Below are 13483 nucleotides of genomic sequence, written 5' to 3'. Positions count from 1 at the left end.
CTGTTTGTACTGATACAGAGGATAATACTGCAAATGCTGAAAGGCGATCGCACTTAACTGTCTAGCCCAACGATACAATGCCCAATTTTAAATATTCGTCGCTGATTAATGCCACTGTTGAAACAGTCTGGAACTTTCACGAAAGGCCCGATATTCTGCAACTTTTGACTCCGCCTTGGCAACCGGTGAAAATCATTCGCCGCGAAGGGGGACTGGATGTGGGTGCTGTATCGGAATTTCGCCTGTTATTGGGGCCGATTCCTGTAAAATGGGTGGCGACTCACACTGAGTGCGAACAATATCGCTTGTTTGTTGATGAACAAACAGAGGGGCCGATGGCACGTTGGGTTCACCGACACGAGTTTACCTCAGAAAATGGCAAGACTAGATTGACAGATGCGATCGCATTTTCGATACCGGGCGGCCCGATTGTCGATTTGCTGTTAGGTTGGTGGGTGGAAATGCGGTTAACAGATATGTTTCGCTACCGCCACGAAGTCACAAAAAGAGAGTGCGAAAAAAATGCAAACAACGGCTGAATATTACTGTGCTTTCTGCGGCGAACCGAGTACAACTTTTGTTGATATCAGCGGTGGTATGGAACAATCTTATATCGAAGATTGTCAGGTTTGCTGTCGCCCGAATGTTCTGTATGTCAGAATAGATGAAGATACCCTGGATATTGAAATAGATACTGACTATCAAGAATAAGTGACTATCAAAATGTATGAATTGCATTTGATGCAGACTTGGTAGAATTCATAAATCTTGAAGCTGCTGCTTCTACGAAAGCCTTAAAAATTCGAGAGTTGAACGAACAGTTGGGCGACATTTCCGGATGCCATTGAATTGCTATCATCCAAGGGTGATAGCAGTGCTCCATTGCTTCTACCAAAGTGTCAGGTGCATCGGCTACAATTCGCCAATCGGATGTTACCTTCCGCACTGCTTGATGATGCCAGGAAACAACTGTTGTTGAAGTTTTTCCCATAATTTTTGCTAGCCGACTGGTTGGCTCAATTTCAATGGTATGCTCGATCGCGCGCGGGGGGATTCCCGATCCGTGATTAACCTCGTCTCCGTAAGCATCCGGTACGTGAATCACCAAACTGCCACCGCTGGCTACGTTCAGGATTTGCATTCCCCGGCAAATCCCCAACACAGGTATGTCAGCCTTCAAAGCTAGCTTTGCTAAGTTTAATTCAAAATTGTCGCGTTCTGCATTAACCGAGTAAACTGTGCGATCGACATAACCGCCATAAAGTTCGGGGTTAATATCTCCGCCCCCCGAAAAAATCAAACCGTCTACTGCATCAAAAATACTAGCCGGATCTAATTGATTGGGCGGCAGTAAAATCGGAATGCCACCAGCCGCCTGAACTGCATCAATATAAGCTCCATTTAAGCGATATTCGCCTGCTGAACAGCGGTTGTATGTTGTGATGCCAACGATAGGAAATTTTTTCATTTGCTAGAAACGGGGAGATAATTAATTAGAGTAATACTCAGATTTGGCACTATTTGTAATCACTCTTTCAGGGGCAGGCTAGAAGCCCACCCCACAAGAAAACTTACTTACTTATTGTGGAACAGGCATCTTGCCTGTTTCTTGTATGATTACTGGTGAGTGATTCCTAGATTAAACTGAGCATTCCCTGCACTGCTGTCTAATTTGTAACAGTTTCAGTATTAGTTTCCGGCAGCGGTTTGCGCGTGCACAGATAAGCCAGTGGCCCGAACAGCGGCACTAATGTCACTGCCCAAAAGGCGGCCGCATTCTGCATTCCTCGGCGCGCCATGTCGTCTGCCAATAAGGCAGGAAATAGCAGGCAAAGCATACAAAAATCTAAACTCATTACATGGATAAAGCGGCTAGTCTGCCACTGCCCAATAAAATCAGACCAATCGCCTTTTGTCAACCCAAAGGCAACTAAAGCAGCAGCGCCCAAGGTTAGGACAATGGCAGTAAAACGGGAGTCTAATATCTTTAAAAAGATATTTTTATGACCGGGAAATTCTGGATTCGGTTCGCGCAGGGCTAAATAAGGCAATAAGGCAAAGGCGCCGACACCAAAAGATAAAGTGGCAAACAACCATGCAGGTATTTTCTGCCCCCTGCCGTCAGCAAATAAGACGCAACTGTAGATGAGCGGCCAAACTCCCATGATGTAGAACAAGGCTACAATTAAAGGGTTGATGTCTGCTATTTTCCCTGTGGAAAGGTCTGTAATTAGTGTGATAGTGTCTGGGCTATTGGGTGGTGCAAATACAAAGGCGTAGGTGCTAAATGCAATCCAAAGCAGCCCAAATCCAATTTTTCTGAACATAGTTAATTTTCTTTACTTCTGATATTACTATAGCAATGAGCAATGATTTTTGAAAGATACTTTTTTTGTTAACCACAGAGGACGCAGAGGGCACAGAGGAAGAGAAGATTAGAGCGGAAGGTATTGCTATTTGGTATTGCGGGTTTTGGGCAGATTGCTAAATTTTTGCATAAATTGGCGATCGATCCAATCTTTCCAGTACCACAGCAGCGCCGATTCCCACATGAAAGATCCGCGAGATGCGATCGCCCTTTTATTCCCAGTACCAATTAACCCTAAATATTGTTTCTGCGGTGCAAAGGGTTTCAGCGGTTTTTCCAATAAAAACTGCTGCAAATTTTCAAACAGCGGTTTGCCCTGACGCACGGCAAACACGCCTGCTTTGGGACGGGGATAATTAACCATCGCAGCGATATCTCCAGCCGCAAATACGTTGGGGTGAGAGACTGATTGCAGGCAATCGTTGACTTGGATAAAGCCGTTTGAATCTGCTGCTAAACCGGATTCTCCGATCCAATGGGCTGCCGATGCTTGTGTCACCCAAAAAATGCGATCGCACTCTAATTCTAAACCTGATTTACAGGAAATTTGGCAATCGGTAGGGAATTGAAGAGTGGTTTCTCTCTCAATCTTTTTTACAGCACAGACTTTTTCCTTTAAATGCAATTGAATGCCGCGCCTGATGAGAATTTCTTGAAGGCGTCGGCGCACCCGCTGATTGTGTCCCTGCATCAATTCAGCACCGCTGTGAAACAAATGAATTTCTGATGATAATATTTCTAATTTTTCTTCCCTCTTCCTTCTTCCCTCTTCCTTCTTCCCTCTTCCTTCTTCCCTCTTCCTTCTTCCCTCTTCCTTCTTCCTTCTTCCCTCTTCCTTCTTCCTTCCCCAATCGAGATTGCATATTTAATGCTAATTCTACGCCGCCTGCACCGCCACCGACAATGGCGATCCGCAGCGGTTTTTCGGGATGGTTTTGCCTTTGGGAAATTAACTGATTCCAGCTAGATAAAAACTCCGGTACGGGTTTAGCTGCGATTGCATATTCTGCAGCACCCGGTACAGATAAAGTCGCAGGAGTGCTGCCGATATCCACAGAAAGCAAGTCAAAATTAACCGGAGGGCGAGTTTGACAAATAACTAAGTTTTTGTTAAAGTCGATCGCGATCGCCCGATCGATTAATATTTGACACCCGGCAAATTCAGCGAGCGATCGCAAATCGATGTGACATTCATCATAATCGTAAAACCCGGCAACGTGCCCCGGCAGCATCCCCGAATAAGGCGCGTGGAGCACGTCGCTAATCAAAGTTAAACGCACTCCAGGCAGCGGTTTGAAACCGAACATTTTTAATACAATAGCATGACTGTGACCGCCACCAATTAAGACTAAATCTTTCACAATTACAGATGTTCGATCGAAATGTTCCAGCACCAATATTGTACAGCACTCGCACTCCTTGGGCCGCACTCTCCGGTAAGGAGAGCTTGCACTGCGTAAGGAATGATTTCTTAGCAGTTAGACAGAATGCTGTCACTTAGCCTCTGTCTCAGAGATTATACTTAGCTCAGTTGCGATCGGAGCACATCAATCCACCCATTGCACTTAATTGATTCCACATTCAGCGCAAATGGCTGTAGACTGTAGAGCGAGCAAATTTTATCACCAAATTATGCCGGGGTGTGTTTCAATAGCTAACTCACCATTCAAAACTATGACATTACGCATCATTCCGCGCAGTTGGCAGCGATCGATTAAAACTCTTTTCCCGCTTCTGTTTGCCCTCTCATTCATTATAGTATTGCTGGCGAACAACTTGATTCCGGCGATCGCCCAGCAACCCCGCCAGGAAATTCGCGGCGTTTGGATGACGACAAACGACAAAGACATCCTCAGAGATCGTCGCAAACTAGGAGATGCTGTCAGCCAATTAAAGCGGTTAAATTTCAACACTATTTATCCTGTAGTCTGGAATTCTGGCTATGCAATGTATCCCAGCTATGTAGCGCAGCAAAGAGACATTCAACCCTTTGTTTACAGAGGGTTAGACGGACAAGATATGATCGCCGATTTAATCGATAAAGCTCACCGCCAAGGCCTGTTAGTGATTCCTTGGTTTGAGTTTGGTTTCATGGCTCCTCCCACATCAGAATTAGCCACACTTCATCCCGATTGGCTGACCCAAAAACAGGACGGCAGCCAAACATCAAACGACGCCGGCGGCGAAGTAGTTTGGCTCAATCCCTTTCATCCAGAAGTGCAGCAATTCATTACCGAACTTGTACTAGAAATCACCACTCAATATAACGCCGACGGCATTCAATTTGACGATCATATGAGTTTGCCGTCCGAATTTGGATATGATGAATACACAGTTGCTTTGTATACCAAAGAAACAAAAAAAGCTCCCCCCAAAGATTTTCAAAATCCAGCATGGGTGCAGTGGCGAGCAAATAAAATTACCGCTTTTATGTCGCAGCTAAATCAAGCCGTCAAAGCAGTCAAACCCAATGCAATTTTCTCGATTTCTCCCAATTATTACGATTTTGCTTACAAACATCACCTGCAAGATTGGCTGGCTTGGGTGCGTTTGGATATTGCCGACGAGCTAATCGTGCAAGTCTACCGTCCCAATCTAGAATCATTTGTGGACAAGATTAACCGTCCAGAAATGCAAGAAGCACAGCAAAAAATTCCCACCGGAGTTGGGATTATGACAGGTTTGAGAAATAACCCAGTACCGATTCAGCAAATTAAATCTCAGGTGCAAGCAGTCCAAGGATACGGCTTAGGCGTCGCTTTCTTCTACTACGAAAGCTTGTGGGAATATGCACCAGAACCCCTCGCCCATCGACTTTCTCAATTTAGTGCTTTCTTCCCGTCTTCTGCATTCCGAACAGCGCTACAAATACCCAGACGCGCGGCGACTTTCCCTCCGTCTGCGCCACCCAAACCAGACCCGAAAGCTAAGCCAGAGCAACCTATTAAAAACACCGCACCTTCGCCCTCGCCAACCACGTAAAAGAATTAAAAAGTAGGGTGCGCCATGCGCCCCTTACCGTGATATCAATCATTAATCATTCAATAAAAATGCCAACTAACTACAAAATTTTAGTACCACAAATGGGCTGCGGGACTTGGGCTTGGGGCAACAGATTGCTCTGGGGCTACAATGAAAGTATGGACGAGGAATTGCAAGCCGTTTTCAATCTTTGTGTTAGTAACGGCGTTACTTTATTCGATACCGGCGACTCTTACGGAACAGGGAAATTAAACGGACGCAGCGAGCAGCTTTTGGGGCAGTTTTCTCAACAATATCAAGGTGCAAATAAAGACAGTATTTGTATTGCGACAAAACTGGCTGCTTATCCTTGGAGGCTGACGCGACAATCCATGATATCGGCTTGCAAAGCCTCTGCTGGGCGCCTCGGAAAAAATGTAGATTTGGTACAAATGCACTGGTCTACAGCCAATTACGCTCCTTGGCAAGAGGGGGCTCTTTTAGACGGTTTGGCTGACCTTTACGAGCAAGGATTGGTCAAAGGAGTGGGCTTGTCTAATTACGGGCCGAAACGGCTGAAATGGGTGCATCGGAAATTTAGCGATCGCCAAATTCCTATTGTTACTTTACAAGTGCAATATTCGCTACTTTCCACCTATCCGGTGACAGAACTCGGATTGAAAGATGTTTGCGATGAATTGGGGATAAAATTGATTGCTTACAGTCCTCTAGCCTTGGGTTTGCTGACGGGGAAATACTCGGAAAATGGCTCTCTTCCTAAAGGTATTCGAGGTTTGGCGTGCAAGCAGCTACTTCCGGGAATGCGATCGCTTTTGGAGTGTTTGCGAGAAATAGCGGCATTCAGAAACAAGACTGTTTCGCAGGTAGCAATCAACTGGTGCATCTGCAAAGAAACTATTCCGATTCCAGGGGCTAAATCTGTGGAACAGGCGAGGGATAATATTGGTGCTTTGGGCTGGGAGTTAGACTCGGGCGAGATTGCCGAATTGGATAAGGCAGCGGCGAGTGTAGATAAGAAAATGGTGCAGAATATCTTTCAAACTCGGTAATATCTCAGATGTTGTACCATTCTCATGAACAGGCAAGATGCCTGTTCCACAAGACATGAATTTGCTTGTTCCACAAAAACTAAATTTTCTTGTGGGGTAGGCTTCTAGCCTGCCCGTACCATTCTCAGGAACAGGCAAGATGCCTGTTCCACAAGACATGAATTTGCTTGTTCCACAAAAACTAAATTTTCTTGTGGGGTGGGCTTCTAGCCCGCCCGTACCATTCTCAGGAACAGGCAAGATGCCTGTTCCACAAGATATGAATTTGCTTGTTCCACAAAAACTAAATTTTCTTGTGGGGTGGGCTTCTAGCCCGCCCGTACCATTCTCAGGAACAGGCATCTTGCCTGTTCCACAAGACATGAACTTGCTTGTTCTAGAAAAACTAAATTTTCTTGTGGGGTAGGCATCCTGCCTGCCCCTGAAAGCCTGATTATTTACACCGCACAAAAATTTTCGACACACCGCACAAACATTTCTACACCCATCCCCAACGCCGTTTCATCAAAATCAAAACGCGGGTGATGGTGCGGGTAAGCTAAGTTTTTCTCTGGATTTGCCGACCCCAAGAAGAAATAACAACCGGGAACTTCTTGCAAAAAGAACGACATATCCTCGCCGCCCATTGTTTGGCATTCGGGAACGATTCCTGCAGGAGTTTCGACAACTGATTCTGCCACGCCGCGCACCAATTCAGCTATTCTCGAATCATTAATAACTGGCGGATAAAGCGAACAATAATCTAATTGGTAATTTGCCCCGTGACTCTGACAAATTCCGGCAATTAATTGCTCGATTCGCTTGGCAAAATAACCTTGATATGCTGGGTTGAAATAGCGCACCGTGCCACCGATTTGAGCGGTGTCGGCAATGACGTTGTGGGTGTGGCCTGCGTGGAAGTTGCCGACAGTTACTACCGCTGAGTCGATCGGGTCAATGTTCCGCGCGACGATTGCCTGCAAAGCGCTGACAATTTGGGCTGTAACTACGATCGAGTCCACAGTCTGATGTGGCATTGCGCCGTGTCCACCTTTGCCAAAAATCGTGCAGTCAAAAACTTCGACAGCCGCCATCAACGCGCCGCTGCGGACGCCTACAGTGCCCAAAGGTAGATTGTTCCACAAATGCAAGCCGACGATCGCATCAACATCAGGATTCTTCAAAACTCCCGCTTCAATCATCGGTTTTGCCCCTCCTGGCCCTTCTTCGGCGGGCTGAAAGATAAATTTTACTTTACCCGAAAAGCTGTGTTTGTGCTTTGCCAGATAACAAACAGTACCGAGGGCGATCGCAGTGTGGCCGTCGTGGCCGCAAGCGTGCATAATTCCATCATGCTGGGATCGATAATCCACCTCATTTTCTTCTTGAATAGGCAAAGCATCCATATCCGCGCGAATTGCCAAAACCCGCCCCGGTTTGCCGCTGTCTATAGTTGCGACAATACCAGTTTTAGCAATATTAGTTTCATGATCTATGCCCCATTCCTGCAACTTTTGCGAGACAAACTGCGCCGTTAAATTTTCATCAAAACTCAACTCCGGCTTTTGGTGCAAAAGGCGACGCCATTCGACTAGCTGAGGCTGCAAATTTCTAATCTCCAGCCGCAATTGAGATAAATCGACAGAAGTTAAATTCGGTAAAGTAGAAACCATGTTTTATTCTCCTTTTTTTTGGATTAGGTTTTAGATTTAATCACTTAATAAATGGTAATCACTAATTATAGCAACCCCGAATAATTTGTGAAACTCTCTCTGCTCTTTCTCTGCGGTCTCTGCGGTCTTTGTGGTTAAAATAAAATCTTCTTCAATCCTATCCCAGTTGGGCAGGAGATTTTTTATGAACCGCAGAGGGCGCAGAGTACGCAGAGGAAGATAATAATGAGAAAGAGAGGTGTTTAGAATAGGGTTATTTAGAAGTCTGAGCAACTAAATTAACCCCTGGCAGTAACCGCTCTAAATCTAAATCTGAAGCAATTTTAGCTAATTTAGCAAGGTCAGTCGGGTCATCTAAATGCGGCAAAATACCCAACACAGGTATTTGAGTCAGCGACTGGATCAAATCAACGGGCGCTAGATCGGCAATTTCTTGTTCCGAATAAGCTTTAACGCAATTGAGTACAATTCCTCTCAGCTTAAAACCAGTGTGTCTGGCGAGAGCAACATTCGCCACAGCTTGCCCGATCGCCCCCAACCTCACAGGTACTACCAAAACCCCTCTCAGCCGCCAATCCCTGGCAATATCGGCCACCGTCAGTTCCCGCGTTACAGGCGATCCCAGCCCTCCCAAAGATTCCACCAACACAAAATCCTTGCGCTGCGAGAGGCTTTGCCAAGCCGTCCAGACCTTTTCGAGTTCGATACGTCTCCCCTCCCGTTCGGCGGCAATCGGCGGTGCTAGAGGGGCATCAAAGTGCACTGGATTGAGTTCTTCGGGGGATTGGTCGAGGGAAAACAAACGGGTGTAGAGTTCGCGATCGCCCGTTCCCGTTTGCAACAGCTTCATAATTCCCAAACTGCGATCGGGAAAATACATTTGCCAATAAGCAGCCAGAGCGCTGGTCAAAACAGTTTTGCCCGCGTCGGTATCAGTTCCAGCAATTAGCAGCGAGTTCATTGGCAAATAGCTAACAAGTAATTGGCCTCAACATCAGTCTAGGGGAATTTTGCCAGAAGTTTAGAGTTCTGGCGATGGTGCGGGAGTTGGTGCTGGTTCCGGTTCCGGCGCGGGTTCCGGTTCCGGTTCCGGCGACGGTGCAGGAGTTGGGGCCGGTTCCGGTGACGGTGCGGGTGTTGGGGCCGGTTCCGGCGATGGTGCGGGTGTTGGGGCCGGTTCCGGTGTTGGTGCGGGTGTTGGTGCTGGTGTTGGCGCGGGTGTTGGCGACGGCGCGGGCGTCGGTTTGGGTGCGGGAGTTGGTGCGGGCGTCGGTTTGGGCGTCGGTTTGGGCGCTGGAGCCGGCGCGGGCGTCGGTTTTGGTGTCGGAGTTGGCGCTGGGCTGGGTTCTGGGCTGGGTTCCGGCAAAGGTTCTGGACTGGGTTCTGGCAAAGGTTCTGGGCTCGGTTCTGGCAAAGGTTCTGGGCTGGGTTCTGGCAAAGGTTCTGGGCTGGGTTCCGGCAAAGGTTCTGGGCTGGGTTCCGGCAAAGGTTGCGGGGTTGGGGTTGGCAAAGGTTGCGGGGTTGGGGTTGGCAAAGGTAGCGGGTTTGGTATCGGAGTTAGTGTCGGCGTCGGATTTGTGAGTGCTGGCGGTGTCGGAGTGGGTTTGGGGCGCGAATTGTTGAGAAATGAGCCGACTAAAGCCCAGGAACCGAAGCCAGTCAAGATTACTAAGCCCGCCAGCAGTCCGATCGCAGCGATGGGATTGTCCCAAAAAGTGTCGCCTGCTGGCTCACTTAACGGGTCTGGCTGGTTTTGCGGGCGGGAACTCCGGGCGGCTGGCTGGTTTGGCGGGGGGGAAGTCGGGGCGGCTGGCTCGGGCGGCCTGCCCACGGCCACCGTTGCTATTAGCGAAGGGTTTGTCGGCACCACTGCTGGCGGCGCGGGCGGTACAGTTGGCTGGCTAGGCTTAGGATTAGTTTGGGCGTCGAGTGCTTGGGCGACTTCGCTGACAGATTGATATCGATCGCCCGGAGACCGATTCAACATCCGATTCAGCACCAAAGCCAAACCTGTGCTCACCTGCACTTGCTGCTGCCAATTCCACTGCAGCGTTTTTTGATCGAGCAATTCCTGCGGTTCTTTGCCTGTCAGCAGGACGATCGCCGTTACGGCTAAAGCGTAGAGGTCGCTGCTGGCAGTTACTCGCCCGCTGTGCAACTGTTCCATCGGCGCGTAGCCGATTTTACCGACAGTTGTCGCGTGGGCTGTTCCTTCGGGAGACTGGACTTTGGTGGCGAGTTCCTTCACCACTCCAAAGTCAATCAGCACCGGCATTTGGTCGTTTTCACGGAGGATGATATTTTCTGGGGAGATGTCGCGGTGGATGATGCCGCGGGCGTGGATGTGAGCCAGTACCGGCAGCATTTGCCGGATAAATACCAAGACTTCGGCTTCCGTGAAGCTGCGACCATTTGAAGTTCGATCGAGCAGCAGTTCGCGGTAAGTCATCCCTTCCACGTAATCCTGCACTAAAAACAAACGCTGGTTCTCTTCAAATATTGCCCGAAACTGGGGAATTTGCGGGTGCGCTATTTGGTAAAGTATTGCCGCCTCTCTTTGAAACAATTCCTTCGATTTTTCCAAAACGTAAGGCCCGCTTTGCACTGGGATCAATTCCTTCAGGGCGCAGCGTTCTTGAAACCGTCCCAAATCTTCTACTAAATAAGTCCGGCCAAATCCCCCTTGACCTAAAATATTCACCAAGCGGTAGCGGTTTTGTAGGAGAGTTCCAATAGCAATAGGTGGCTGCATAAGTTTAAGTTGAAACTGTTAAAAAATAGACGATCGCTCACAGACTTAGTAATGCTATGTCTTTAATGCTCTTGAGCATACTTCACTATCTGTAGTCCCCAGTCCCGACCAAAGTTAGTATTTTACATTTTTTTGACATTCTTGGACGCCAGGATGGTCAGAAACCGGGTTTTTCCACGAAAATACACAGGTTGCAACCCGCAAATCCGATCGAAAACCCGGTTTCTGCGTCAATATCTCAAGGGAGAAATGCACGATTTTTCGTAGAAACCGGGTTTTTTGGCTTTAGCCCTAATAAGTTGTCGCCCCTCGGTCTAGGCCATACATCTCTATAAAGCTGGAGATTATTTATGGGAGATGTCTGCTGACTACTGACTACTGACTAAGCTTTGCTTTCACCATGTCTTGAATTCTGTTACCGTCTGCTTTGCCCTTAAGCTGCTGCATTGCCTTGCCCATTACCTTGCCCATATCTTTTGCAGAAGTAGCGCCAACCGAAGCAATCACTTCGTCAACGACTTGACTCACCTCTTCGTCTGACATCTGCGGCGGCAAATACTCTTCAACAATTGCCAACTCCGCCTCCTCTTGTGCCACTAAATCTTCGCGGCCACCTTTGCGGTATTGTTCGATCGAATCCCGGCGCTGTTTGGCTATTTGCATCAAAATTTCCATTTCTTGAGCTTCTGTCAGCGTCTCTTGGCCGGAGGGACGAAGGCTGACTTCTTTTTCGAGAATAAATTTCTTGATGCCGCGAACTGTTTCCAAGCGAACTTTGTCCTTGGACTTCATGGCTGCTTTGATTTCTTCGTCAATGCGTTCTCTTAAGCTCATCGATTTCTACCTTGCTTTGCCCGATATCAAAAATCTGGAGTATGCTTCCGATTCTTAACTTTTTTTACAGTATTTTTCAAGTTTATTGCCTGTTGGTGGCATTTTTATCGCATTGAACCCGGATGCCTTCGGCCTTCGACTGAATTTTGGGCGGCTAGACTTCCAGCCTCCGCCCCAAATTGACTCACGCCAGAACTTTTAGACGCAGGGACACAAGTGCGATCGTACTTCTGCCAGTACAGAGTTCGCTAGAACCCACATTCCACGCCCTGGGGGTGTCACACAGCATAATTACGCAGAAAACTCTATCTTTACAGTAATAAATTATGCCTTTAAAAAGTTTTTAATCCGTTAATGTACGGTACTCAAGTATAATTCATAGTTTTATTGCTGGATAAAAATAAGTAAAAACCGATTGTGACCGTTAAGGGAGCCGAATGTGGGGTAGAAACCGGATTTGTTGGACATATTTCTGCAAGTCCTATTCAATTCGCCTAACTTCACACTTGTGGCCGCCCCGAATGTTCAATCTCTTAAAAAATTGGCTGAATATTTCTAGTTTCAGATGGTAAGATAGCGATGGAATAAACGTCCTGCAAGAGGCCTGCTGTGATCCGTTCTGCTACTTTACCGCTTCCGCTTCCCGAGCCGCCGGTTTCCGCTCATGACCGTCTGCGGCTGTTCTCCGGTTCTGCTAATGTTCCTCTCGCCCAAGAGGTGGCTCGCTATCTGGGGATCGATTTGGGGCCGATGGTTCGCAAGCGGTTTGCTGATGGGGAACTCTACGTTCAAATTCAAGAATCGATTCGGGGTTGCGATGTTTACTTGATTCAGCCAACTTGCTGTCCGGTAAACGATCGCCTCATGGAATTGTTAATTATGATCGATGCTTGTCGCCGCGCTTCGGCCAGACAAATTACTGCCGTCATCCCCTATTACGGATATGCTAGGGCTGACCGCAAAACGGCCGGAAGAGAGTCGATTACTGCAAAATTAGTGGCTAATTTGATTACGGAAGCTGGGGCCGGTCGCATTTTGGCGATGGATTTGCACTCGGCTCAGATTCAAGGTTATTTTGACATTCCTTTCGATCACGTTTACGGTTCGCCGGTGCTTTTGGATTATCTGGCGAGCAAGCAATTGACGGATATTGTTGTGGTTTCGCCGGATGTTGGCGGAGTCGCTAGGGCGAGAGCTTTTGCCAAAAAGCTGGGCGATGCTCCCCTGGCAATTATTGACAAGCGCCGCCAAGCTCACAACGTGGCAGAAGTGATGAATCTTATCGGTGATGTCAGGGGCAAAACTGCTGTGTTGGTGGACGACATGATCGATACTGCCGGCACGATTTCTGAAGGTGCGAGATTGTTGCGCCGCGAGGGTGCGAGGCAGGTTTATGCTTGTGCTACTCATGCGGTGTTTTCGCCTCCGGCGATCGAGCGTTTGTCTAGCGGGGTTTTGGAAGAGGTAATTGTTACGAATACAATTCCTGTGCCGGAAGAGAACCGTTTTAAGCAGTTGACGGTGCTTTCGGTAGCCAATTTGCTCGGAGAAACTATTTGGCGGATTCACGAAGATAGTTCTGTTAGCAGTATGTTCCGCTAGACAGGAAAGGCGCTTTTTGAATGTTTGTTTTAGGGTGCGTTAACCAAGTGTAACGCACCGTTTTTTTGTGAATAGTGCGATCGTTTCCCGCAAGTAATAAGGCCAGGCGCATCTAAATTTTACTGTCAAGTCCCATCAAATTCTTGTGGAGTGGGCGTCCCGCCCGCCCGGACAATACAATTTAGATGCCCGACAGCTTATCAAGTTCCTCGGTAAAATAACCGTTATAACTTTGTAGTGAGGA

Annotated in this window: 12 protein-coding genes and 1 pseudogene; 6 read left to right on the top strand and 7 right to left on the bottom strand. The window is 47.8% G+C overall.

Annotated elements, in window-relative coordinates:
- Positions 1–77 precede the first annotated feature (77 nt).
- Together QUA71_RS03390 and QUA71_RS03385 are read left to right on the top strand one after the other, a co-directional pair.
- On the top strand, positions 78–539 hold the full coding sequence (locus QUA71_RS03390) for an SRPBCC family protein (RefSeq protein ID WP_333282155.1): 462 nt from the start codon (positions 78–80) through the stop codon (positions 537–539).
- The gene (locus tag QUA71_RS03385) at positions 523–711 is read left to right on the top strand and encodes a CPXCG motif-containing cysteine-rich protein (RefSeq protein WP_006635525.1); all 189 of its coding nucleotides are present in this window, start codon (positions 523–525) and stop codon (positions 709–711) included. Before QUA71_RS03390 ends, QUA71_RS03385 begins: the two co-directional genes overlap by 17 nt.
- A gap of 7 nt (positions 712–718) precedes the next feature.
- Here QUA71_RS03385 and QUA71_RS03380 read toward each other — a convergent pair whose 3' ends face one another.
- From QUA71_RS03380 to QUA71_RS29185, 3 genes and pseudogenes are all read right to left on the bottom strand, one after another.
- Complete coding sequence (locus QUA71_RS03380; protein ID WP_333282152.1) at positions 719–1468, bottom strand: gamma-glutamyl-gamma-aminobutyrate hydrolase family protein; 750 nt, start codon at positions 1466–1468, stop codon at positions 719–721.
- A 199-nt stretch (positions 1469–1667) separates the two neighbouring features.
- A complete protein-coding gene (locus QUA71_RS03375) occupies positions 1668–2327 on the bottom strand; it encodes a DUF2834 domain-containing protein (RefSeq protein WP_333282149.1) in 660 nt (219 codons plus the stop codon).
- Positions 2328–2453: 126 nt separating this feature from the next.
- A pseudogene (locus QUA71_RS29185) lies at positions 2454–3675 on the bottom strand (FAD-dependent oxidoreductase).
- Between the two features lie 283 nt (positions 3676–3958).
- Here QUA71_RS29185 and QUA71_RS03360 point away from each other — a divergent pair.
- From QUA71_RS03360 to QUA71_RS03350, 3 genes are all read left to right on the top strand, one after another.
- Complete coding sequence (locus tag QUA71_RS03360) at positions 3959–5350, top strand: glycoside hydrolase family 10 protein (protein WP_333282140.1); 1392 nt, start codon at positions 3959–3961, stop codon at positions 5348–5350.
- A gap of 68 nt (positions 5351–5418) precedes the next feature.
- Positions 5419–6399, top strand: a complete 981-nt coding sequence (locus QUA71_RS03355) for an aldo/keto reductase (RefSeq protein WP_333282137.1) — start codon at positions 5419–5421, stop codon at positions 6397–6399.
- 139 nt (positions 6400–6538) lie between these two features.
- Positions 6539–6805, top strand: coding sequence for a hypothetical protein (locus QUA71_RS03350; RefSeq protein WP_333282134.1), 267 nt, complete (start codon positions 6539–6541; stop codon positions 6803–6805).
- 31 nt (positions 6806–6836) lie between these two features.
- On the opposite strand, the gene QUA71_RS03345 is transcribed toward QUA71_RS03350, so the two are convergent.
- The 4 genes from QUA71_RS03345 to QUA71_RS03330 form a co-directional block, all read right to left on the bottom strand.
- On the bottom strand, positions 6837–8051 hold the full coding sequence (locus QUA71_RS03345) for a M20 family metallopeptidase (RefSeq protein ID WP_333217406.1): 1215 nt from the start codon (positions 8049–8051) through the stop codon (positions 6837–6839).
- 253 nt (positions 8052–8304) lie between these two features.
- Positions 8305–9012, bottom strand: a complete 708-nt coding sequence (gene bioD / locus QUA71_RS03340; RefSeq protein WP_333282131.1) for a dethiobiotin synthase — start codon at positions 9010–9012, stop codon at positions 8305–8307.
- Positions 9013–9072: 60 nt separating this feature from the next.
- On the bottom strand, positions 9073–10803 hold the full coding sequence (locus QUA71_RS03335; RefSeq protein WP_333282128.1) for a serine/threonine-protein kinase: 1731 nt from the start codon (positions 10801–10803) through the stop codon (positions 9073–9075).
- Positions 10804–11178: 375 nt separating this feature from the next.
- Positions 11179–11637: a GatB/YqeY domain-containing protein gene (locus QUA71_RS03330; protein ID WP_333282125.1), complete on the bottom strand. Its 459-nt coding sequence runs from the start codon at positions 11635–11637 to the stop codon at positions 11179–11181.
- A 609-nt stretch (positions 11638–12246) separates the two neighbouring features.
- Between QUA71_RS03330 and QUA71_RS03325 the strand changes: the two genes are divergently transcribed.
- Positions 12247–13239: a ribose-phosphate pyrophosphokinase gene (locus QUA71_RS03325; RefSeq protein WP_006635514.1), complete on the top strand. Its 993-nt coding sequence runs from the start codon at positions 12247–12249 to the stop codon at positions 13237–13239.
- Positions 13240–13483 lie beyond the last annotated feature (244 nt).

It is taken from the genome of Microcoleus sp. MON1_C5 (genome assembly GCF_036701875.1).
Lineage (GTDB): Bacteria > Cyanobacteriota > Cyanobacteriia > Cyanobacteriales > Microcoleaceae > Microcoleus.
This window is presented reverse-complemented; position numbering and strand designations above follow the sequence as displayed.